The sequence below is a fragment of the Nonomuraea sp. NPDC052129 genome, from assembly GCF_040680095.1.
Classification (GTDB): Bacteria; Actinomycetota; Actinomycetes; order Streptosporangiales; family Streptosporangiaceae; genus Nonomuraea.
In genome coordinates this window covers 1-19,826 of record NZ_JBFAVX010000065.1, presented here as the reverse complement: position 1 = coordinate 19,826, position 19,826 = coordinate 1, and the positions used below count along the sequence as shown (strand labels likewise).

Annotated in this window: 18 protein-coding genes and 1 pseudogene; 11 read left to right on the top strand and 8 right to left on the bottom strand. The window is 70.3% G+C overall.

Annotated elements, in window-relative coordinates; all coding sequences use genetic code 11:
* A pseudogene (locus AB0L53_RS58515) lies at positions 1–483 on the bottom strand (transposase); the annotation flags it as partial.
* 477 nt (positions 484–960) lie between these two features.
* Between AB0L53_RS58515 and AB0L53_RS58510 the strand changes: the two are divergent.
* Together AB0L53_RS58510 and AB0L53_RS58505 are read left to right on the top strand one after the other, a co-directional pair.
* Positions 961–1,206, top strand: a complete 246-nt coding sequence (locus AB0L53_RS58510; protein WP_364015532.1) for a hypothetical protein — start codon at positions 961–963, stop codon at positions 1,204–1,206.
* Positions 1,207–1,331: 125 nt separating this feature from the next.
* On the top strand, positions 1,332–5,117 hold the full coding sequence (locus tag AB0L53_RS58505; protein ID WP_364015529.1) for a S8 family serine peptidase: 3,786 nt from the start codon (positions 1,332–1,334) through the stop codon (positions 5,115–5,117).
* Positions 5,118–5,120: 3 nt separating this feature from the next.
* Here the strand turns inward: AB0L53_RS58505 and AB0L53_RS58500 are convergent, their stop codons facing one another.
* Entirely contained in the window at positions 5,121–5,966 is an 846-nt protein-coding gene (locus AB0L53_RS58500; protein WP_364015526.1) for a hypothetical protein, read from the bottom strand.
* 149 nt (positions 5,967–6,115) lie between these two features.
* On the opposite strand from AB0L53_RS58500, the gene AB0L53_RS58495 reads away from it, so the two are divergent.
* Together AB0L53_RS58495 and AB0L53_RS58490 are read left to right on the top strand one after the other, a co-directional pair.
* Complete coding sequence (locus AB0L53_RS58495; RefSeq protein ID WP_364015523.1) at positions 6,116–6,475, top strand: metalloregulator ArsR/SmtB family transcription factor; 360 nt, start codon at positions 6,116–6,118, stop codon at positions 6,473–6,475.
* A complete protein-coding gene (locus AB0L53_RS58490) occupies positions 6,472–7,089 on the top strand; it encodes an SRPBCC family protein (protein WP_364015520.1) in 618 nt (205 codons plus the stop codon). The genes AB0L53_RS58495 and AB0L53_RS58490 overlap by 4 nt, the downstream gene beginning before the upstream one ends.
* Before the next feature lie 89 nt (positions 7,090–7,178).
* On the opposite strand, the gene AB0L53_RS58485 is transcribed toward AB0L53_RS58490, so the two are convergent.
* Together AB0L53_RS58485 and AB0L53_RS58480 are read right to left on the bottom strand one after the other, a co-directional pair.
* On the bottom strand, positions 7,179–8,546 hold the full coding sequence (locus tag AB0L53_RS58485) for a CoA transferase (protein ID WP_364015517.1): 1,368 nt from the start codon (positions 8,544–8,546) through the stop codon (positions 7,179–7,181).
* Positions 8,547–8,609: 63 nt separating this feature from the next.
* Positions 8,610–9,557 (bottom strand): zinc-binding alcohol dehydrogenase family protein, encoded by a 948-nt coding sequence (locus AB0L53_RS58480; protein WP_364015514.1) that lies wholly within the window; start codon positions 9,555–9,557, stop codon positions 8,610–8,612.
* A 91-nt stretch (positions 9,558–9,648) separates the two neighbouring features.
* Between AB0L53_RS58480 and AB0L53_RS58475 the strand changes: the two genes are divergently transcribed.
* Positions 9,649–10,110, top strand: coding sequence for a MarR family transcriptional regulator (locus AB0L53_RS58475; protein ID WP_364015511.1), 462 nt, complete (start codon positions 9,649–9,651; stop codon positions 10,108–10,110).
* On the opposite strand, the gene AB0L53_RS58470 is transcribed toward AB0L53_RS58475, so the two are convergent.
* Together AB0L53_RS58470 and AB0L53_RS58465 are read right to left on the bottom strand one after the other, a co-directional pair.
* Positions 10,107–11,213, bottom strand: coding sequence for an SWIM zinc finger family protein (locus AB0L53_RS58470; RefSeq protein WP_364015508.1), 1,107 nt, complete (start codon positions 11,211–11,213; stop codon positions 10,107–10,109). The two genes, AB0L53_RS58475 and AB0L53_RS58470, sit on opposite strands and share 4 nt — an antisense overlap.
* Positions 11,210–13,981 (bottom strand): DEAD/DEAH box helicase, encoded by a 2,772-nt coding sequence (locus AB0L53_RS58465; RefSeq protein WP_364015534.1) that lies wholly within the window; start codon positions 13,979–13,981, stop codon positions 11,210–11,212. The genes AB0L53_RS58470 and AB0L53_RS58465 overlap by 4 nt, the downstream gene beginning before the upstream one ends.
* 111 nt (positions 13,982–14,092) lie before the next feature.
* Here AB0L53_RS58465 and AB0L53_RS58460 point away from each other — a divergent pair, with 111 nt between their 5' ends.
* The 3 genes from AB0L53_RS58460 to AB0L53_RS58450 are packed head-to-tail and all read left to right on the top strand — an operon-like array spanning position 14,093 to position 16,417.
* Complete coding sequence (locus AB0L53_RS58460) at positions 14,093–14,710, top strand: DedA family protein (protein WP_364015505.1); 618 nt, start codon at positions 14,093–14,095, stop codon at positions 14,708–14,710.
* Positions 14,694–15,782 (top strand): histidine kinase, encoded by a 1,089-nt coding sequence (locus AB0L53_RS58455; RefSeq protein ID WP_364015502.1) that lies wholly within the window; start codon positions 14,694–14,696, stop codon positions 15,780–15,782. Before AB0L53_RS58460 ends, AB0L53_RS58455 begins: the two co-directional genes overlap by 17 nt.
* Positions 15,773–16,417, top strand: a complete 645-nt coding sequence (locus AB0L53_RS58450; protein WP_358555876.1) for a response regulator transcription factor — start codon at positions 15,773–15,775, stop codon at positions 16,415–16,417. Before AB0L53_RS58455 ends, AB0L53_RS58450 begins: the two co-directional genes overlap by 10 nt.
* 35 nt (positions 16,418–16,452) lie before the next feature.
* On the opposite strand, the gene AB0L53_RS58445 is transcribed toward AB0L53_RS58450, so the two are convergent.
* Entirely contained in the window at positions 16,453–16,767 is a 315-nt protein-coding gene (locus tag AB0L53_RS58445; protein ID WP_364015499.1) for a hypothetical protein, read from the bottom strand.
* A 100-nt stretch (positions 16,768–16,867) separates the two neighbouring features.
* Between AB0L53_RS58445 and AB0L53_RS58440 the strand changes: the two genes are divergently transcribed.
* Positions 16,868–17,269 carry a nuclear transport factor 2 family protein gene (locus AB0L53_RS58440; protein ID WP_364015496.1) on the top strand — a complete coding sequence of 134 codons (402 nt, stop codon included), beginning with the start codon at positions 16,868–16,870 and terminating at the stop codon, positions 17,267–17,269.
* Between the two features lie 277 nt (positions 17,270–17,546).
* Here AB0L53_RS58440 and AB0L53_RS58435 read toward each other — a convergent pair whose 3' ends face one another.
* The gene (locus tag AB0L53_RS58435) at positions 17,547–18,548 is read right to left on the bottom strand and encodes a magnesium and cobalt transport protein CorA (RefSeq protein WP_364015493.1); all 1,002 of its coding nucleotides are present in this window, start codon (positions 18,546–18,548) and stop codon (positions 17,547–17,549) included.
* Positions 18,549–18,802: 254 nt separating this feature from the next.
* Between AB0L53_RS58435 and AB0L53_RS58430 the strand changes: the two genes are divergently transcribed.
* Together AB0L53_RS58430 and AB0L53_RS58425 are read left to right on the top strand one after the other, a co-directional pair.
* Positions 18,803–19,129: a multidrug efflux SMR transporter gene (locus AB0L53_RS58430; protein ID WP_364015490.1), complete on the top strand. Its 327-nt coding sequence runs from the start codon at positions 18,803–18,805 to the stop codon at positions 19,127–19,129.
* Positions 19,126–19,704, top strand: coding sequence for a TetR family transcriptional regulator (locus AB0L53_RS58425; protein ID WP_364015487.1), 579 nt, complete (start codon positions 19,126–19,128; stop codon positions 19,702–19,704). The genes AB0L53_RS58430 and AB0L53_RS58425 overlap by 4 nt, the downstream gene beginning before the upstream one ends.
* The last annotated feature ends 122 nt before the right edge of the window (positions 19,705–19,826 follow it).

The following is a 19,826-nucleotide window of genomic DNA, read 5'->3' as shown; positions in this document are numbered from 1 at the left end:
CTGCCGGGTCCGGTTCCGGATGTCGGCCGCCGTCACCCCGTCCGGCAGCAGCGCACGCAACGCGTCCCACTCGGCATCGGTGCGCGCACCCGTATGCTGCGGCCAGGTGGCCACGATCGCCGCCACCAGACGGCGCCGGTGCAGCGCCAGCCGCAACAGGCGGGCGGCCTGCTCCTGGGCGCACCGCATCACCCGATCACCGACGTACACGCCCGAGGGCGGGCCCTCACCCCAGCCCAGCCGCCGAACAGCCATCCAGCCCTTCGACGGCAACACCCGCCCGTCCAGCCCCACCCCGGACGCCAAAGCGTCCAGATCAGCCGCATTCCACCGGGCCGCCACCAGACGGGCGGTCACATCGCGTGCCAGAGCGGTCAGCCAGGCCACCCGCCGCACCAGCAGCGCCTGTGCGACGATCTCGCCGCTCGCCTCCACCACCGCCGCGTAAGCGGTGCAGGAGGCTGTCGCGGTGAGCTTACTCACCCACCGCCTCCATCAGGTCATGGGTGACCAGGCGGCATCGACGCGTGTACCGCACGGCCTGGAGCCCAACCTGCATCCTGCCCACCCCCGCCACCACGATGCGTGACCGTAACGCTACCAAGAGTTGACGACTTTGGGTAGAACACGTGAGCGATACACGCCCGCCGGATACCGATCCATCCCGCAGATCACGTCCCACCGGCACAGCACGGACCACGAGCCCAGAGCAGAACCCCAGGTCCTCATAGCGAACATGAAGAACGGTTCATACCCTGCGGGCCTCCTCGTTCGCGGTCAACACCCGGCACTCGTGGGGCGGCCAGATCCGGGCCAGCGACGTCGTACGCGACGTTCGCCGAAGCACTGATCCACGAGCGGGACCTGGCCGCGGTCGGCGCCCGCGCGCTGCTCACGGACGAGTTCGCGGGCCAGAGGCTGGAGCTGACCGGCCCGCGGTCGCTCACCCACGAGCGGACAGTGGCGATCATCGGCGAGGTGATCGGCAGACCGCTGTGCTACCAGGAGATTCCGCCGGAGGCAGCGGCGCAGGGGATGATTTCGCGCGGTTTCCCCCAGCCGTTCGTCGCGGCGCTGATGGCCAGGTATGCCAGGGGTGTCGGGCAGCCCGCACGGGTGACCGGGGAGGTGGAGCGCGTGCTCGGCCGTCCGGCGCGGACCTTCGCCGAGTGGGTTGCCGATCATGCTGCCGAGTTCGGGAAGTGAGCGCTCCTCAGGGCTGGCGAGTTCACGACAAGTCGGGATCTGGCCACACCTTTCGCATGGACAACGCCAGATCATGACCACTAGGAAGTCGGTAGCTTCTCTTACCGATTCGCTGGAGGTCGTCAATGCTGCGTGGGCTGCGTGGGCGAAGGGCGGTGGCCACCGTCGCGGCGGTGCTGGCCGTCTCCGCGCTGTCGGTGCCCGGTGCACGGGCCGGCGCCGAGGTGGCGGCCCCAGGGCTCGCGGTGGGTACGGGCGGCGGACTCGCGGTCGGTACGGCCGGCGGTGAGATCACCCTCATCACCGGCGACCAGGTGCACCTGCGGGCCGTCGACGGTGGGCACCAGGCGGTGACGATCACTCCGGCCCCGCGTGCGGACGGCTCCGTACCGAACTTCCAGGTGCTGGAGACCGACGGACAGCTGAGCGTCATCCCCGACGACGTCGCCGCCCTGGTCCCGCAGCGTCTCGACGCGGCGCTGTTCAACGTCTCGGAGCTGGCCGAGGATGGGTACGACGCCGCGATCCCGCTCATCCTCACCTACGAGGGCAACACCACCAAGTCCGCCATCCCGGCCGTCAAGCAGCTCCGCACGCTGGAGAGCATCGGCGGCGCGGGGGTGTCGATCGCCACCCATGACGCGGCCCGTTTCGGCGCCGCGCTGGCCGGGCTCGCCGCCGGAACCGCAGCCCGCGCGGCGAGCCCGTTGGCCGGGGTGTCGAAGATCTGGCTCGACCGCAAGGTGGAGCCGGTGCTGGAGAACAGCGTGCCCCAGATCGGCGCGCCCGAGGCGTGGGCGGCCGGCTTCGACGGCACGGGCACGACCGTGGCGGTGCTCGACACCGGCATAGACGCCACCCATGCCGACCTGGCCGGGAAGGTGACCGACCAGCGCGACTTCACCGGCGAGAACGCGACCGGCGACCCCAACGGCCACGGCACCCACGTCGCGAGCACCATCGCGGGCTCCGGCGCCGCCTCGGACGGCCGCCGCAAGGGCGTGGCGCCCGGGGCGGGGCTGCTGAACGGCCGGGTTCTGGGCGGCGACGGCAAGGGCCAGCTCTCCTGGATCATCGACGGCATGGAGTGGGCGGCGGGGGAGAAGCACGCGCAGGTCGTCAACATGAGCCTGGGCAGCCGCGTCGCGGGCGGGCCGCTCTCCTCGGCCGTGTCGCGGCTGTCCCAGCAGTACGGCACGTTGTTCGTGGTGGCGGCGGGCAACGACGGCTGCGACGGCTGCGTCGGAGCCCCCGGCGACTCCGCCGACGCGCTGACCGTCGGCGCGGTCGACCACGCCGACCAGCTGGCCGCCTTCTCCAGCAGGGGCCCGATCGCCGTGGACGGCTCGGTCAAGCCCGACGTCACCGCGCCGGGCGTGGAGATCACCGCCGCCAAGGCGGGCGGCGGCTATGTCACGATGTCGGGCACCTCGATGGCCACCCCGCACGTCGCGGGCGCCGCGGCGCTGCTGCGGCAGGCCCGGCCCGGCATCACCGGGCCCGAGTTGAAGTCCTTGCTGATGGAGAGCGCCAAGTCCATGCCGGGCACGCCCGCCGACGCGCGGGGCACCGGCCGGATCGACGTCGGCGCGGCATTGAAGGGCGCCGTCGTCGCCTCGGCCGGCTCGGTGAACTTCGGCGGCCTCGTGGAAGGCACCGACAAGAGCGTCACGATGACGTACCGCAACCTCGGCAAGGAGCCCGTCGAGCTGGCCCTTAAGGCCGGCGGCCCGTTCGCCGCGGAACCCGGCGAGGTGACCGTGCCCGCCGCCGGGCAGGCCGAGGTGAAGGTGACCCTCAAGGGCGCGCCGCCCGGCCGGCTGCGGGAGGAGCTGTCGGCGAGCGTTCCCGGCGGTGCCACCGTACGGACCCTGCTGACCGCGAGCGTCGAGCAGCGGCGCGTCGAGCTGCGGGTACGCGGGGTGGCCAGGGACGGCCGCAACGCGCGTGGCGGGTTCACGGTGCTGAACCTGGACGAGGGCACCCTGGTCGGGCGCGTCCTGCCCGGCGACCCGGCCCAGCCGTGCACCGAGCAGAAGTCCGGCACCGGCACCTGCCTGCTGGTCAAGCCCGGCACCTACTCCGTGCTCGGCCACATCTTCACCATGCCCGCCACCCAGGACAGCACGGCGACGGGCAAGCCGCTGAACGAGAGCCTCGTCGGCGACCCCGAGATGAAGATCACCGGGGACACCGAGGTCGTCCTCGACGCCCGCAAGGCCGTCGAGGTCGAGATCCGGACCCCCGACCACAAGACCAAGCGGAACATGGGCGCCGCGGCGCAGCTCGCCTGGTACCGCGCCGGCGAGAAGGGAACGGCGCTGCGCGGCGGCACGAACATCTCGCCCGGCGGGCAGGTCGAAGAGCGGCTGTTCATCCAGCCGACCAGGAAGGTCACCAAGGGCACCTTCACCGTCGCCACCCGCTGGCGGCTGGAGGCACCCGCGATCACCCTGACGGCTCCGGGCCTCAACCTGAACCCCCAGTACTACGACCCGGTCTCCTTCAGCGACTACGCCACGGAATACCCGAAGCTGGACGGCACCGCTCTGCTCGCGGCGGTCGACGCCGGACGTGGCACGGCCGAGGAGATCAAGGCCCGCGACCTGCGCGGCAAGCTGGCGGTCATCCGCCGTACCGACAGCGTGCCCGTCTCGGCCCAGTCCAACGCGGCCGCGGCCGCGGGAGCCAGAATGGTGGCGATCTACAGCGACCATCCGGGGGCGGACATCACCTCGGGCGGCACCGGCGTCAAGCTCACGGTCCCGACCGTCCGGCTGACGCAGGAGGAGGGCTTGAAGCTGGTCGAGCGGCTGCGGCGGCTGCCCGTGCCCGTCCTGGCCAAGGGGATCGCGGCCAGCCCTTACGTGTACGACCTGTACCTGCGAGAGAAGGGCCGGGTGCCGGACTCGCTGCGGTACGTGGTGCGCGACCGGTCCCTGGCCACGACCGAGGCGGGCTATCACAGCCAGCTCGCCGACGACGTGACGGTGAACGAGGCGCGGTTCGTGTTCGAGCCGTGGGACACCTCGTCGATCTCCACGAACCGGCCGCTGGCCAAGACGCCGCGTACCCAGGTCCAATACTTCACTCCCGATCCCGACCTGCGCTGGAGCGCCTCGGCGGGCAGTCCCGAGCGGCACTACAACACGATGTGGCCGCACGTGGACACTCCACGCATCGCTCTGTCGTCGCCGGAGTTCCGCAGCTATGAAGCGGGGGAGCGGGTGGAGCGCACCTGGTTCAAGCAGCCGCTGCTGCCGGGCGTCAACCCGCGCAATCCGCTGCGCAGGGAGGGCGACAAACTGCGCATCTCCATGCAGGGCTTCGTCGACGCGAGCGGCAACTACGGCGACACCTACACCAGCGCGTTCGAGCACGGCATGAAAACCGATTTCCGCCTCTACCAGGGCGACTCACTGCTCCAGCAGACCAACTACCTGCCTTCGGGCAGCGTGACCCTGCCGGTGGAGAAGTCCACGTACCGGATCGAGTACGACGTGCGCAACGAGGCCACCTGGGCGAAGCTGTCCACGCGTTCCCGGTCGGTGTGGACGTTCGGCTCGGAGCACGTGGACGCGGGGGTCGCCACGGTGATCCCGCTGATCCTGGCCGGGATCGACGCGCCCGTCGACCTGAAGAACCAGGCCCGCTCGGCCAAGCTCGGCGTGTCCTTCCATCGCCAGGAGGGGGCGGCGCGGAGCGCGCTGAAGGAGGTGTCCCTGGAGGTGTCCTATGACGACGGCGCCACGTGGCGGGCGACCCGCCTGCGCGCGAAGGGCGGCACGGACTCCTACGAGGCCACGCTGGACCGGCGGCCCGGGAGCTTCGTCTCGCTGCGGCTCAAGGCCGCTGACGTCGATGGCAACGCCTTCTCCCAGGAGGTCATCCGCGCCTACGCGACACGGTGACGATCATCCGCGCCTGCCTGGCAGCCGGGCGGATGGGCCACCGTTTTCCTCACGCCTGGCGGCACGCCGGTCGGCCTGGACGCTCCGATGCCCCGCACGATCGCTCTGGTCGTGTGGGGGCGGTGGCGTCCGTCGCCGGATCGGGTACTGCTGGGCGCGTCGTGCGATGGCCACGGCGGCGGCGTCATGGCGGCTGGTCTGGCGCCTCGGGCTGGTCAGCGGGTGTTGCCAGTGCTGGGCTCCCCACCGGGAGGTGTAGGCGGGGTCCACCGCGATGGCGCGCACCCCGCTTCCCCGGGCCCAGTGCAGCAGGCGGGTCAGGGCGTGCCGGAGCTGAGCGTCGCGACGGCTGGCGCTGCCTGAGGAGTCGTAGTCGAAGCGGCGCGGGTTGCCGATCGGGTTGCCGTGCACGTCCAGCCGCCAGGCGGCCAGGTGATCGGCGTTGGTGTCCACACCGATCACCCCGCCGGCCAGCGTCGCCCGCAGCGGGATCGTCGGGGTCGGTTGATGCTGCCAGGACGCGGTCAGATACCAGCGGCCTCGGGACACGTCCAGGTGAATGCGGTAGGCAACAGCCCGATTGACCTCAATGCGCTCGGCCCACTCCTGGCCGCGGTGCGCGAAGCACACCCGCGCCGACAGGACGTAGCGGCCGTGCCCGGCATTGGCCAGGTGAGCCAGCGGCGCTGGCAGCTTGATGCTGACCTGGCCGTCGGGGGTGAGCTGGATGGTTTCGTTGCCGTAGCGTTTGCCCGACTCGCCATCGGCCTGCAGGAACCACCGCTCGGCCTGCCACCGCTCGCGCCATTCGGCCTCGGTGAGCTGCTCCAGCCCAGCACGACAGCGCACTCGTGCATGCTCACCAGCCAACAGTTCGCAACCCCTCCGGCCCCATCCGCCCGGGCCGCACTCGAATGCCAGGTCCACGAGCAGCGCCGCTCAACGCATTCGAATGCCATGTTTGACTTATATAAGTTCGGCTTGAAATACTCCGTCATGTGCATGCATTCGACGTCCTCGGAGACCCGGTCCGGCGCCGGATCCTGGAGCTGCTGGCCGATGGCGAGCTGAGCTCCGGCGAGGTCACCGCGGTCATCCAGAGCGAGCACGGCATCTCCCAACCGGCCGTCTCACAGCATCTGCGGGTGCTGCGGGACAACGGGTTCGCCAGCGTGCGAGCCGAGGGCACCCGGCGGCTCTACGCCGTCGAGCCCGGGCCGCTGCGGGAGGTCGACCTCTGGCTGGAACGCTTTCGCGGGTTCTGGGAGCAGCGGCTGGACGCGCTGGCCACCGAGCTGGCTCGGGGCAAGCGGGAACGCCGCACTCCCGGCCCATCATCGAGAAACGAGCACACGTGATCGACATCATCAAGCAGATCGAATACGTCCACCGGCAGCTGGAAGACGGCGACGAGCTCAAGACCGTCGTGCTGCGCCGCCACTACGACGCCGACATCGAGGACCTGTGGGACGCCTGCACGTCCGCGGAGCGCATCAGCCGCTGGTTCCTACCCGTCAAGGGGGACCTTCAGCTCGGCGGTCACTACCAGCTCGAAGGCAACGCCGGTGGAGAGGTGCTGGAGTGCGAGCCGCCGCATCGCTACAAGGTCTCCTGGATCTTCGGCGACGCCCCCGGGCTCTCCGAGGTCGAGGTACGGCTGTCGGCCGACGGCGCCGAGCGCACGCTGTTCGAGCTCCGGCACACCGCTGCCATGCCGCCCGAGATGTGGGACCGGTTCGGACCGGGCGCCGTGGGCGTCGGCTGGGACCAGGGGCTGCTCGGCCTGGCCCTCCACCTGGCGGGCGAATCCATCGGCGATCCGATCGCCTGGCAGGGAAGCGAGGAGGGCCGTACCTACAGCAAGACGTGCAGCCGGTTGTGGGGGGAGGCCCACGAGGCGGCGGGCGCCCCCGCCGACCAGGCGAAGGCCGCCGCCGACAACACCAGCGCCTTCTACGCCCCGCCGGTCTGAGCAGGCGTCTTCGAGTCCGCCCGCTCGCTGACCCGCATCAGCTGAGGCTCGTGATCACCGGAAGATCACTGTTGCCGCAGCGCTCCCGCTCACGCCCAGTTCGGCAGATCGGTGCCCCATCGGGTCGGTGCGCGGTTCCAGTTCGCGGGTGCGCCGTCGTAATGGACCGGGGGCAGGGCATGGCGCAGCAGACCGTAGGGCGATTCGGTCTCGGTGAGCCAGGACCCGGGGTCGTAGGTGCCGGCGTCGCCCCGTGCGGGGGTGGGACGGATGTCGTGCAGCAGCCAGGAGGCCGTGCCCGCCAGGGAGAGGCGAAGATGCCGCCCACCGCCGGTGGCCTGGCGGTCGCTCAGTGCACGGAGCACGGCGGCGGCGAGCAGGTACCCGGTTCCGTGGTCCAGCGCCTGTGCGGGCAATACACCGGGCCGACCGTCAGCCGTGGCCTCAATTGCGGCGATACCGGTACCTGCTTGGACCAGGCTGTCGAAGCCGCGGCGCTCGGCCCAGGGGCCGGACCAGCCCCAGGCGCACAGTTGGGCGACGATCAGGCCGGGATGCCGGGCCAGTAGCGCGTCGGGGGTCAGTCCGTGCCGGTCCAGGGCACCGGGGCGGTAACCGTTCACCACGACGTCTGCCTGGCCGAGAAGGCCCTCGAAGGTGTGCCGGTCGTCAGAGCTGGTGAGGTCCAGCAGCGTGGAGCGTTTACCCACGCCGGTGTCGGCGTGGGTATCCGCGTCCTCGGGGAGCTGGGGGGCGTCCACGCGCAGTACGTCGGCGCCCAGCAGCGCCAGTGTGCGTGTGGCGACAGGTCCGGCGATGACGCGGGTCAGGTCCAGCACCCGCACTCCGTGGGCCGGCACGGACGCGGGCGCCAGCAGTCGGGGGCCGCCCTGACCCACGTGCCGTGTCTCAACCAGGGCGGGTCCGGCCGCAGCGGGTGCGGAAGCCACGGCCACGGCCAGGCCGCCTGCCGCGTAGACGGTCTCCTGGACTTCCCAGGCCGGACGCGATGCCAGCTCCTTGGAGAGCACGCCTACCAGCGCCTGGTCCTGTCCCGTGTCCGCGATGCCCAGTGCGCTGAGCAGCCGGGCACGGTGGTGCGGGTAGTTGGCGTGGGTGCGTACCCATCCGTCGGCTGCCTCCCAGAAGCCGGACAGCGGGGCGAAGGACGTCGGGGCCCGGCCGTTGATCCGCAGGTGGCGTTCACTGACGAACGCGGTGGCCACCGCCGCCTCGTTCACCCGCACTGCGGGCACCGGCACGCGGTTGCGCAGCGCCAGCAGCTCCGCCGCGGCCAGCGAGGAAGCTCCCACGCTGGCCCGCGCCAGTTCTCTCACCGGCAGACGAGACGGCAGGACGGCGCCCGCCCCCTCGAAGGACACACGTTGAACCAGTTGCCCCCGGCCACCCAGGGCCGCCCAGGCGTATGCGGTGGCCGCATCCTCGGTGTACGTCATCCGCTCATTGTGCGACACCGTCAGGGTGACGCCGCTGAAGGGGAAGCGCTCGCTTGGCGCGCGTCAGGCGATGCGGACGATGCTCTTGCCGTGGGTGTCACCGTTGGCCAGCCGCTGGATGGCGGTATCGAGGTCGGCCATCTCATACTCGGCGGTCACGTCCACGCGGACCGTGTGGTCGGCCAGCAGTCGCAGTGCCTGGGTGGCGCTGTTGGCCAAGCGTTGCGGGTGGGTCTGGCTGAGGAGGTTGCTGTTGTAGGTCAGGGCTGACCTTCCGCTCATGAGCAGGTCGTTGGTGTTGATCTCGACAGGTTCGAAGGTGGCGATGTTGCCGTAGATCGCCAGGCGGCCGTGCGGCGCGAGCCGCTCCAGGTTGGCCAGGCGGGTCGGCCCGCCGATGGGATCGAGGATCACATCGAACCGCTCGTCGGCGAGGGCACCGGGGAAGTCCTCGCGGGTCACCAGCAGGTCGTAGCCGAACCGCGTGGCGTATTCGGCCTGGGCGGCGCCGCCGACCACTCCCACGATGCGGGCGGCTCCGGCGGCCTTGGCGAACTGGGCCGCGAGCGTGCCGACGCCCCCCGCCGCCGCGTGGACGAGCACGCTGTCTCCGGGACGTACCCGGCCGACCGTGTTGATCAGGTCGTAGGCGGTCGGGGTGACCCAGCCGAACCCGGCGGCCGTCCGAGGGGCCACGCCGCCGGCGTCGAAGGTGAGGAGGTCTGGCGCCACCACGACCTCGGCGTATGCTCCGGCGCTGGTCAGAGCGGTCACGCGCTGCCCGACGCGGCCCGCGTCCACGCCTTCGCCCACCGCGACGACACGGCCGGCGGCCTCGAAGCCGGGCACGAAGGGGCGCGGCACCGGGAAGTGGCCGCTGCGGACGAGCACGTCACCGTACTGGATTCCGGCGTATTCCACCCGGATCGCGACCTGCCCCGCGGCGGGGACGGGCTCGTCGACGTCGGCGAGGGTGAACCGGTCATGGGCGTCGAAAACCACGGCCTTCATAGTTACAGCTCCCTGTGTTGACTCAGTATTCTGATACCGAGCGACCTTATGAGTATCAGATACCTGAGTCAACACAGGGAGCTGTTGATTGATGACCGATGTCCCCGCCGAGGAATACCTCTGTACGCGCATCCGCCGCACCGAACAGGCTCTGATGGCTCACCATGAGGCTGTTCTGCGCGGCTACGGCCTCACCATGACGCAGTACACCGTGTTGCTGACGCTGTCGCGCGAGGACGGTATGTCCGGTGCGCAACTCGCCCGCTCCTGTGGTGTCACGCAGCAGACCATGGCCTCCGTCCTGACCGGCCTCCAGAACAAGGAACTCATCGTCCGCGAGGCCTCGCCCGTACACTCCAAGGTCCTCATCGCCTCGCTGACCGAACAGGGACGGCAAGTGCTGGACGGCGCGTACGGAGAGGTCATCGTGCTGGAGCGTGCCCTCGGCGCGGCTTTCACCCCGGCCGAGCGCGACGCGTTGTGCGCGCTCCTCGAACGCGCCACCACGATCCTGATCCAGCAGACGCCCAGCGCCGGGTCCCGGCCCGGTTAGCTCACCAGCGCCGACGGGTCGCGTTCCGGTGGGCCGGCGGGCCACCACTGGCCGTTGCGGTCGGTGAAGGGGTACCAGCGGCCGTCGCGGCCGTAACGCAGTTGCCGGGCGCCGATGGTCCAGCGGTTGCGCCAGGCCTCGACCTCCGGCGGGCGCTCGCCCTCCCAGCCGGCCCGCAGGAGCGCTCCGGCTCTGGCCAGGTCCTTCTTGGGCGGGGTCCAGGCCGTTTCGAGCGCCTCCAGTCCGTCGGCGCCGCCGTACCGCCAGGCCTGTACGGCCGCCTCCAGGCCGAGGTCGAGGTCGTGGGCGGCGGCCAGGCGTACCCGGTCCTGGTATTCGGTCAGTACGGCCAGCCGCCCGGTGAGCAGCAGCTCGCGGGCCCGGTCGGCGGCCGAGGCGGCGAGCACCTCCAGGGCGGCCACGTCGACCCCGGGCGCGGGCTCCAGCCCGAGCGGCGCGTACGCGACGTCGAGCGGCGGCGGCCCCGGCAACGGCGGCACGCCCAGGCTGAACGCCACCGCGGCGGGCGTACCGGTCTCGGCCGGGGCTGGGACGTCGCGGCCCTGGATCGCCCCGATCAGCTCCTGCTCGCCCCGGCCGCGCATGAGCAGCAGCACGAACGGATCGGCGTCGAGCAGCCACGACGCCTGGTAACACAGGGCGGCGGCGTGCTTGCAGGGGTGGCCCCAGTCGGGGCAGGTGCACTCCGGTTCGAGGTCGCCGACCGTCGGCAACAGCGGGACTCCGGCGTCCTCGGCGGCCTCGACCAGGTCGTGCGGCATGTCGCGGTCGAGCAGCGCCGCGATGTGCCCCGCCTTGGCGGCGACCTGGTCGAGGAAGCGCTCCCAGTCGGGAGCGGCGAGCTGTTCGACGTGGACGACGGTGTCGTACTCGCTCTCGGTGACGGCGGCAATGCGGCCCGGGCTGACCGTGATGGGGCCGACCTGGCCACTCTTGGCGTAGGTGCGGCCCTTGCGCAGGAGTTTGTGGTCGAGGGAGGTGTCCTCCATGGCCTGGATCCAGGCCCCACCCCACCAGGAGGTGGCGAAGCGGGCACCGGCCCGTTGCGCGGGGAACGCGGGGAATCCTCGGACAGCGTTCATCTCAGCTCCACCAGTGCGGCGAGTTCCGCGTCGGTCAGTTCGGTGAAGGCGGCGTCGCCTCCGGCCAGTACGGCGTCGGCCAGCGAGCGCTTGGCCGCCAGCATCTCGGCGATGCGGTCCTCGATCGTGCCCTCCGCGATCAGCCGGTGCACCTGGACGGGTTTGTCCTGACCGATGCGGTAGGCGCGGTCGGTGGCCTGGTCCTCGACGGCCGGGTTCCACCAGCGGTCGTAGTGGATGACGTGGTCGGCGCGGGTGAGGTTCAGGCCGGTGCCGGCCGCCTTGAGCGACAGCAGGAACACCGGCGCCGCCCCCTCCTGGAAGCGCCGCACCATCTCCTCCCGTTTCGGCACCGAGGTGCCGCCGTGCAGGAACTGGGTGGCGACGCCCCGATCCGTCAGGTGCCGGTCGAGCAGCCGCGCCATGGCCACGTACTGGGTGAAGACCAGCACCGCGCCGTCCTCGGCGACGATGGTGTCGACGAGTTCGTCGAGCAGTTCGAGCTTGCCGGACCGGCCGGTCAGCCTGGGCGCGGCCTCGTGCAGGTAATGGGCCGGGTGGTTGCAGATCTGCTTGAGCCCGGTCAGCAGCTTGACGATCAGGCCGCGCCTGGCCATGCCCTGGGCGCTCTCGATCTGCCGCATGCTCTCCCGGACCACCGCCTCGTACAGCCCGGCCTGCTCGGTGGTCAGCGCCACCGGTCGGTCGGTCTCGGTCTTGGGCGGCAGTTCGGGCGCGATGCCGGGATCGGACTTGCGGCGCCGCAGCAGGAACGGCCCCACGAGCCTGGCCAGCCGCTCGGCCGCCACGGAGTCGCCGGACTCGACCGGTTTGGCCCAGCGCGAGCGGAACCTGCCCAGCGAGCCGAGCAGCCCCGGCGTCGTCCAGTCGAGGATGGCCCACAGCTCCGCGAGGTTGTTCTCCACCGGGGTGCCGGTCAGCGCGACGCGGGCGGCCGCCGGGATCTCGCGCAGCGCCTTGGCCGTACCGGAAGAGGGGTTCTTGACGTGCTGTGCCTCGTCGGCCACCAGCAGTCCCCAGGGGTGCTCGGCGAGCCGCGCCGCATCCATCCGCATAGTGCCATATGTCGTCAGTACGAAGCCCTCATCGGCCAATGTCCGGCTATTTCCGTGAAATCGGCGGACAGGGACGCCCGGTGCGAACCTGGAGATCTCCCGCTCCCAGTTCCCCAGCAGCGAGGCGGGGCAGACGACCAGCGTGGGACCACCGCCCCGGTGCAGGTGCAGGGCGATCAGGGTGATCGTCTTACCCAGCCCCATGTCGTCGGCCAGGCAGGCGCCGAGCCCGAGCGACGTCATCCTGGCCAGCCAGCGCAGCCCCTGCAGCTGGTAGTCACGCAGCCGCGCGTCCAGGCCGGCGGGCACGGTGATCTCCTCGGGCTCCGACAACCGGTCGCGCAGCTCCCGCAGCCAGGCGCTCGGCTCGATCGGCACCTGCTCGCCGTCGACCTCCACGGTGCCGGTCAGCGCGGCGCCGAGGGCGTCGAGGCCGCTCAGCGGCTTGAGATCGCGCTGGCGGGCCTTGCGGGCCAGGTCCGGCTCGATGAGCACCCACTGGTCGCGCAGCCGTACGACGGGCCGGTGCGCCTCGGCGAGCCGGTCCATCTCGGCCGCGGTCAGCCGCTCGCCGCCCAGGGCGAGCTGCCAGTCGAAGCTGGTCAGATGATGGCCGCCGAGGAAGGACGGCAGGTCGGATGGGGCACTGTCGCGCTCGCCGACGACGGCGCGGGCGCTCAGGCCGCGTACGAGCTCCCTTGGCCAGTGGAGCTCGACACCGGCCGCGCCCAGGCGTTCCGCGGCCCCTGCCAGCAGGTCCTCCACGTCCTCGCCGGACAGGGTCAGCTCGTCGGGGACGGCGCTGTCGAGCAGGCGTTCCAGCCGGGCCCAGGCGCGGGCGGCGCGCCTGATGGCCAGCGTGGCGTCGATCCTGGCCCTGGGGCCGAACCCCGGGTCGGTGCCCGCCCACAGGTCGGCGGCGTCCACCACCAGGGACGGATCGGCCAGGCTGTGCAGCTGGACCACCGCCCGGAACTCCGCCTGCTCCAGATTGTCGGCCTCCAGGCGCAGCGACAGGCGTACACCGGAGTCCAGCCCCGCCGACACCTCGTCGGTCCAGGCACGCAGCCGGGGCACTTTGACCGGTTTGACGGCCGCGAACGCCGAGGTGCCGGTGGCGCGGACGGCGCCGGGGGAGCGCGGCATCGCGTCGGCCACCGCGTCCAGGAACGCCCGCACCAGCGACTCCGCGTCCCTCAGCCGCACCTCTCCCGCGCCATGTCCGTCGCCTTGGAGCGACTCGGCGGCCGTTGGGCGCGATGTGCCGCTTTGGACGGCCCGGTCTTCGAGAGGTACGGATCGTGCGGTGGCGGGCATGGCGTCGGCCAGTTCCCGGATCCGCTGTACATCGGCCGCGTCGAACGGCCCCGCACGCCACGAGTCGAAGTCGCCCGCCGAAACCCCCGGCAGGATCCGCCCCCTGGCGACCAATTGCAGCGCGACCAGCGCCACCGCTCCCCAGAACCGCGCCGCCGGATCGGCGCCCGCGTCGCTCCTGGCCCTGGCCAGCACGGCCACGGCGTCGGCGACCGGAACGCGGGTGGCCCGGGCCTCCAGAACCCGCAGCTCACCGCCGTGCTCCTCGACCACGGTCACCGTGGCGTCCCCGCCCGGGTCGAGGAAGGCCATCCGCCCCTCTCTGGGTGGGTCGCCGGGCTCGAAGACGACCGCCTGCCGTACCAGATCCGTCATTGGGCTCACGGCCGTACAGTGTACGGTACGAATCACCCTGTGGTTTACCACAGCCCAGATCTGCCGCCCACCTCATTACCGCCACTTTGGATCTTGATTAGCCTCTACAACATGACTGAATGGCTCATCGCACTGATGGAGACTCTGGGCGCCCCTGGGGCGGGCCTGGCGATCGCGCTGGAAAACCTGTTCCCGCCGCTGCCCAGCGAGGTGATCCTGCCGCTGGCGGGCTTTACCGCCAGCAGGGGCGAGATGGACCTGCTCGAGGTGCTGGTGTGGACCACGGCGGGGTCGGTGTCCGGCGCGCTGGCGCTCTATTGGGTGGGCGCGCTGCTCGGCCGCCGTCGCACACTGGCCATCGCCGCCAAGCTGCCGCTGGTGAAGGTCTCCGACATCGAGAAGACCGAGGCGTGGTTCCTCAAGCACGGTAAGAAGACGGTGTTCTTCGGGCGGATGATCCCCATCTTCCGCAGTCTGATCTCCATCCCGGCAGGGGTGGAGCGGATGCCGCTGCTCACGTTCACCCTGCTGACGACCGTCGGCAGCCTCATCTGGAACACGGTGTTCGTGCTCGCCGGCTACTACCTGGGCGAAAACTGGTCATTGGTGGAGGCATACGTGGGAGTCGGCACCAACGTCGTGATCGGCGTGGTCGTGCTGGCGGTGCTCGTGTTCATCGGCGTGCGAGTGGCGGAGCGGCGCAAGGGGCGGCATGCGTCCCGTCGCTGAGGGCCTGCGACTGCTGGCGGCGGTGTCGCTGGGCGCCGCCACCGCTCTGGTCGACGTGGTGTTCCTGGTGGTGGCGCTGCCCTTCCTGGGCACTCCCAACACGCGGGCGGCGGCCAGGCGGCTGGTCCTGCTGGAGACACGGCGCCTGCGCCTGGACGCGACGGAGTTCGACGTGGGCGGGCGGGCCCCACGCTATCTGGCGCTCCGCGTGCCGGCGGGCTTGCTGGGCGGGCTGGTCGTGGGGCTGCTCCTGATCGGGGTGGTGATGGTCGGCCGGCTCGCCTGGGCTTGGGCGAGCGGCGACACCTTCGACGGCATCGCACCCACTCTGCCGATCCTGCTCTATTTCACCCTGGTCGGAATCCTGCTGCTCTTCCTGAACCTGTCGGGCCTGGTGGGCGTGTACTCGCTCGAACGTCGGCTGGCCCAGCGCGTGCTCGGACCCGACCCAACGGAGAGACTCGAGCGCAGGATCGTCGAGCTGGCCGAGAGCCGGGCCGGGATCGTCGCGGCGGTCGACTCCGAGCGCCGCCGGATCGAACGCGACCTGCACGACGGCCTACAGCAGCGCCTGGTCGCCCTGTCGATGTTGATCGGCCGATCCCGGCGCGGCCGTCCCGAGCTGCTGAACCAGGCTCATGAGGAAGCGCAGCAGGCGCTGGCCGAGCTGCGCGAGGTGGCCTGGCGGGTCTACCCGAGTGGCCTGGACTCCCTCGGCCTCGGCGAGGCGCTGGCGGGGGTGGCCGAGCGATCGAGCGTGCCGGTCAAGGTGTCCTGCGAGTTGGCCGCGCGCCCGCCGATGGGGGTGGAGACGGCCGCCTACTTCGTCGTCTGCGAGGCGGTGACCAACGCCGCCAAGCACGCGGGAGCCACGCTCATCACCGTTGACGTGCACCGGGAGGGCACAATGATCGTCGTGCGGGTCGAAGATGACGGCCGGGGCGGCGCGACCGCCTCGGGAAGCGGGCTGTCGGGCCTGGCGCGCCGGGTGGCGGCACTCGACGGCAGGTTCGAGCTGGTCAGCCCGGCGGGCGGCCCGACGACGATCGTGGCGGAGCTGCCGTGCGGGTGATCCTGGCCGAGGACTCGACGCTGCTGCGCGAGGGCCTGCTGCGACTGCTCGTGGAGGAGGGCCACGAGGTGCCCGCCGCCGTGGGCGACGGTCCCGCCCTGGTCGAAGCGGTGGCCGCGCACGAGCCCGACATCGTGGTGGTCGACGTACGGATGCCGCCCACCCACACCGACGAGGGCCTGCGCGCCGCACTGGAGATCAGGCGCCGCTGGCCCGCCGTCAAGGTCCTGGTCCTTTCGCAGTACGTGGAGAAGAAATACGCCACGGAGCTGATGAGCGGTGACGTGGAAGGCGTCGGCTACCTGCTCAAAGACCGGGTGGCGCAGGTAGCCGACTTCCTCGACGCGCTCGACCGGGTGGGCGCCGGGGGAGCGGCGTTCGATCCCGAGGTCGTACGCCAACTGCTGGCCCGCACCACCCAGCTCGATCCGCTGGCCCGGCTCACCCCTCGGGAGCGAGACGTGCTCGAACGCATGGCCCAGGGCCTGACGAACGCCTCGATCGCCCAGGCCATGCACGTGTCACAGAGTGCTGTGGAGAAGCACGTCAATTCGCTGTTCGACAAGCTCGGCCTGTCTCACCACACCGGCTACAGCCGCCGCGTGCTGGCCGTGCTGCGCTTCCTGGAATCGTGACCCGACTTCCGCCTCGTTCGCGGCCGGCTGAACATCTAACGATCTTTAAAGTCGGGGGTGGTCACCACCGCGCCGGCGTACGAGCCGATCAGGGTGGCCTCCTCGCGGGTGACGTTGTCGGCCAGCCGGTAGCCGAGCTCGCGCTGGAACTCCTCGAAGGAGGCCAGCTCAGGCAGGCCTTCGCCGTTCACGACATGGACGAAGGTGACTCCGTCGGCCAGCCGGAAGCTGGTGTAGCGCAGCCCGGCAGGCGCCGCGGTGGCCAGCTCGGCGAAGACGTTCTCGATCAGTCGCTGGTTTTCGTCGGCCGATTCCGGCTTGGTCTGGTAGCGGATCACTGCTGAGCTCATCAGGCTCTCCTCGATTGGTTCGCTGTCACTGGTGTGGACAACACGGGCGCCGGCTACTAATCGCCGCGATGAGCCGGGGCCTTCGCCGTTGTCAGTACTTGTGACAGCGACTTTCTGGAGGACCTCTCGTGAGCTGCAAGAGTCGGACGACCAGTACGCCAAAGCCTTCGAGCAGGCGGATCTGGCCGCTCTGGAAGGCCTCCTGACTCAGGACATCAGGTGGGAGATGCCCCCGATCCCCACCTGGTTCAACGGCCGCGAGAACGTACTGCGGCTGCTCGCGGCGAAGGTGGCTCCTGGCGAGGGGTTGCGGATCATGGTGGAGACGTCGGCGAACGGTCAGCCCGCGTTCGCCCTGTACGGCCGCGGTCGCGACGGTGGCTTTCACGCGCGCTACTTGCAGGTGCTGACCCTGACCAGGGCGGGAGTCTCCTCAGTGCTCGCATTCCACCGGGCCGACCTGTTCCCCTCCTTCGGCCTGCCGATCGACCGCCCTGCCTAGGATGTGTTTCTCGCTGCGGATGCGGGCACGCTCGCGCCGTTGGGCGGCCCGCACCTCGGGATGACGGGCATCGCTGCGGCCTGGTTGCCAGCCCCTCACCTCAATGCCGTCAGGCGATGCCGGGCCGCGGAGACCTCGCCCGTCGCGCCGGCTGGGCGCCCTGCTCAGGGCACAGGACCGGAGCCGCGGGGGTCGAGCAAGATGATGATGGTCAGCAAGACGATCCAGGCGAGAACCGCGGCCATGAGGAGCCGGCTCGGCGAGAACTTGCCGGGCTTCACAGCCACCCACTCTTGCGCAGCAGCCGGTGGACGATGACTGTGGCGATGACCATGACGCTCAGGCTCAGGGGGTAGCCGAGCAGCCAGTGCAGCTCGGGTACGTAGTCGAAGTTCATGCCGTAGATCCCGGCGATCATCGTGGGGACGGCGATGAGGGCCGCCCACGAGGAGATCTTGCGCATGTCGACGTTCTGCTGGATGGCCGCCGCGCTCTGCTCACGGCTCACCAGGGCCAGGTGGGCGCTCAGAGCGCTGGTGAGCAGTTCGTTGTGCTCGTCGACTTGGGCGTCCACACGTAGCAGGTGGTCCAGGACGTCACGGAACTGGTCTCGGGCGACGGTGCACAACTCCACCCGGCCTTTGACGATCTCCTCCAGGACCGGCACCAGAGGATCCTGGGCCGCGCGGAACTCCAGCACTTCACGCTTGAGGGAGTAGATGTCTTCGGTGACATCGGCCTGCTCGCCGCTGAAGACACGTCGCTCCAGGACGATGAGGTCGTGTTCGACCTCGTGGGAGATCTGGGAGTACGTGTCGACGACCTGATCGCAGATCGCGTAGAGCACTCCGGAAGGACCAGCGGCCAGCAGGTCGGGGTCGGATTCGATGCGCCGACGCACCCCGGTCAGAGGATTGGCCTGGCCGTGGCGGACGCTGATGACGAAGTCGCTGCCCAAAAACAGGTTGATCTCGCCGACCTCGATGTCAGAGCTCTCCTCCACGTACAGCAGCGGCTTGAGCACCACGAACAGGGTGTCGTCATAGCGTTCGAGCTTGGGCCGCTGGTGGGCGTGGATGGCGTCTTCCACGGCCAGCGGATGCAGCTTCACCTCGCGGGTGATGAGGTCGAACTCCTCCTGGGTGGGCTCGTGCAGGCCGATCCACAAGAAGCAGTCGCCCCTGGCTCGGGCGTCACCAAAGGCGTCACTGATGTCGCCGCTGATGGTCTCGCGCACGCCGTTGCAGTAGATCGCTTTGTCCACAATCACATCAGGCATTCTGACCTATCCCAACTACCCTCCCAACTTCTTCGCCGAGCCCCGGGGCCTGCCCTACGGTGATTGCCGCTCTCAGGCGTGTGAGGGCGCCCGGGTCTGCGAGCAGGACAGAACCCGCCTCGACGCACAATGCCGATCACCCTGATGACGATCTCCTTCCGGCAGCCCTTCTCCTGCGTTGCCCTGATGGAAGGCCGCCGCCGCGTTTCGTGTACGTTTGTACATGTACAAACGTACACGAAAGGTGTCTGATCATGGTGATGTACGCGTTCCTGGCGTTGGCGATCGCGGCGGAGGTGGTGGCCACCAGCCTGTTGAAGAGCACGGAGGGGTTCACCCGGCTGTGGCCGACGGTGGCCTGCATGGCCGGCTATGCGGTGTCGTTCGTGGCCCTGGCGCAGGGGATCGCGCGAGGGCTGCAGATCGGAGTGGCCTACGCGGTGTGGGCCGGGCTGGGCACGGCGCTGATCGTGATGATCGGCGTACTGCTCCTGGGCGAGCCGATCTCGGCCACCAAGGTGCTCGGAGTCGCGCTGGTGATCGCCGGAGTGGTCACGCTGAACCTGGGAGGGGCACATTGAGCGAAACCGGGAAGGGCGCGTCGAGCCGCCGCGATCCGTCCGGCCGGCGTCGCGCCATCGTCGAGGCCGCCGCCGGGCTCATCGCCGGGGAAGGCGTCAGCGGCCTCACCCACCGCAAGGTCGCGGCGGCCGCCGAGGTCCCCCTGGGCTCTACCACCTACTACTTCACGGACTTGGCCGACCTCGTCCAAGCGGCTCTGGAACACATCGCCGCCCTTTCTCGCCAGGGTCTGGAGGAGATGGCCCGTGACCTGCGGGAGGCCACCGACCTGGCCGCCGCCCTGGCCGAGCTCACCACCGCCTACCTCGCCGCACCCCAGCGCCACCGCATCCAAGACGAGCTGTACCTGGCCGCCAGCCACCGGCCCGAACTCCGGCCCGCCGCCCGCCTGTGGTTCGACGGCCTGACCGACCTGCTCGCCCCCCGCACCGGCCAGGCCACCGCCCAGGCCATCGCCGCCTTCATCGACGGCGTCCTCCTCCACGCTCTCATCCACGACCAGCCCCTCGACACCGCCACCCTCACCACCGCCCTGTCCGCCCTCATCGCCACCGGCGACCACGCACCCCGATAGAGGGCGAGAGGCAGGGGCCGCGGCGCCGCCGGGGGTATCACTCTAGGGGCTCTGCCAAGATTCCCGTGGTAACGCTCAGTTCCTGGCGATGGTGAGAAGTATCCGTTTGCGTAGCAGGGCGA

Coding starts and splice junctions, on each gene's coding strand:
- AB0L53_RS58430 (WP_364015490.1), top strand. CDS start 18,803: ATGGTGATGTACGCGTTCCTGGCGTTGGCGATCGCGGCGGAGGTGGTG.
- AB0L53_RS58470 (WP_364015508.1), bottom strand. CDS start 11,213: ATGAACGCTGTCCGAGGATTCCCCGCGTTCCCCGCGCAACGGGCCGGT.
- AB0L53_RS58485 (WP_364015517.1), bottom strand. CDS start 8,546: ATGACGTACACCGAGGATGCGGCCACCGCATACGCCTGGGCGGCCCTG.
- AB0L53_RS58445 (WP_364015499.1), bottom strand. CDS start 16,767: ATGAGCTCAGCAGTGATCCGCTACCAGACCAAGCCGGAATCGGCCGAC.
- AB0L53_RS58505 (WP_364015529.1), top strand. CDS start 1,332: ATGCTGCGTGGGCTGCGTGGGCGAAGGGCGGTGGCCACCGTCGCGGCG.
- AB0L53_RS58460 (WP_364015505.1), top strand. CDS start 14,093: ATGACTGAATGGCTCATCGCACTGATGGAGACTCTGGGCGCCCCTGGG.
- AB0L53_RS58435 (WP_364015493.1), bottom strand. CDS start 18,548: ATGCCTGATGTGATTGTGGACAAAGCGATCTACTGCAACGGCGTGCGC.
- AB0L53_RS58480 (WP_364015514.1), bottom strand. CDS start 9,557: ATGAAGGCCGTGGTTTTCGACGCCCATGACCGGTTCACCCTCGCCGAC.
- AB0L53_RS58465 (WP_364015534.1), bottom strand. CDS start 13,981: ATGACGGATCTGGTACGGCAGGCGGTCGTCTTCGAGCCCGGCGACCCA.
- AB0L53_RS58475 (WP_364015511.1), top strand. CDS start 9,649: ATGACCGATGTCCCCGCCGAGGAATACCTCTGTACGCGCATCCGCCGC.
- AB0L53_RS58455 (WP_364015502.1), top strand. CDS start 14,694: ATGCGTCCCGTCGCTGAGGGCCTGCGACTGCTGGCGGCGGTGTCGCTG.